The 1077-nt window shown below is 77.9% G+C and carries 2 protein-coding genes; both read right to left on the reverse strand.

Annotated elements, in window-relative coordinates; genetic code table 11:
- Positions 1-154: 154 nt before the first annotated feature.
- Complete coding sequence (locus E2C05_RS31985; protein ID WP_133223624.1) at positions 155-586, reverse strand: biopolymer transporter ExbD; 432 nt, start codon at positions 584-586, stop codon at positions 155-157.
- A 5-nt stretch (positions 587-591) separates the two neighbouring features.
- A partial coding sequence (locus E2C05_RS31990) for a MotA/TolQ/ExbB proton channel family protein (protein ID WP_192912569.1) occupies positions 592-1077 on the reverse strand: 486 nt, incomplete at its 5' end.

Genomic DNA, 1077 nt, shown 5'->3' on the forward strand with positions numbered 1-1077 from the left:
CCGATCTCAGCAGCAGCGCCGTGCCGGCCGCCAGGTGCAGCGCGGCGGAGCCGAGCCAGGCGAGGCGCGGCCCGGCGGCGGCGGGCGGCGCCTCCGGCAGGGGCTGCGGCGCCGGGTCCGGCACGGGCCGGCTGAGGGCGAGGGCCGCCATGGCTCAGCGCCCCGCCGCGTCGGGGCGGGAGACCAGCGCGACGCGGCTGATGCCGGCCTGCTGCACCAGGCCCATCACGCGCAGCACCTCGCCATACTCGATGCCGCGATCGGCCCGCAGGTGCAGCGCCCGCTCCGGCGCCCGGGCATGCTCCTCCGCCAGCCGGGGGCCGAGCGCCGGCTCGGCGATCGGCTCCTTGCCCAGGAACAGCCCGCCCTCGCGGGTCAGCCCCAATTCCAGCGGCGGCTCCGGCGGCGCGAGCCGGGCGGCGGCGCTGCGCGGCAGGTCGACGCCGATGCCGGTGGTCAGCATGGGCGCCGTCACCATGAAGATCACCAGCAGCACCAGCATCACGTCCACCAGAGGCGTGACGTTGATCTCGGCGACCGGGCGGGCATCGCCGTCCTCCTCGCCGCCGGGCATGGGCATCGCCATGCCGGCTACTCCGCCGCCGCGGCGCGGCGGCCGGCGACCACGGCCGGCCGGCGGGCCAAGCGCAGCGCCAGGGCGGAGGCCGCCGCCAGCGCTTCCTGCCGGATGCGGTGCAGGCGGGTGGTGCAGCGGTTGTAGGCGATGGTGGCCGGGATGGCGGCGACCAGGCCGATGGCTGTGGCAAACAGCGCCTCCGCGATGCCGGGCGCGACCGTGGTGAGGGAGGTGTCGCCCTGCGCGGCGATGCCGGCGAAGCTGTGCATGATGCCCCAGACCGTGCCGAACAGGCCGACGAAGGGGCTGACCGACCCGATCGTCGCCAGCAGCGGCAGCCCGGGCTCGGCCCGCCGCAGCGTGGCGGCGATGCTGGCGCGCATCCCGTGCTCGATCCGGCCGCGGAACTCGCCGGCGGTCTCGGCGGGGTCGCGGCCTTCCCGCCATTCCGCCTGGCCGGCGCGCAGCGCGGCGGCGGCCAGCCCGGCGCCGGGCGGCGT

The sequence above is a fragment of the Paracraurococcus ruber genome, from assembly GCF_004353985.1.
In the GTDB taxonomy this organism is placed as follows: domain Bacteria; phylum Pseudomonadota; class Alphaproteobacteria; order Acetobacterales; family Acetobacteraceae; genus Paracraurococcus; species Paracraurococcus ruber.

Coding starts and splice junctions, on each gene's coding strand:
- E2C05_RS31985 (WP_133223624.1), bottom strand. CDS start 586: ATGGCGATGCCCATGCCCGGCGGCGAGGAGGACGGCGATGCCCGCCCG.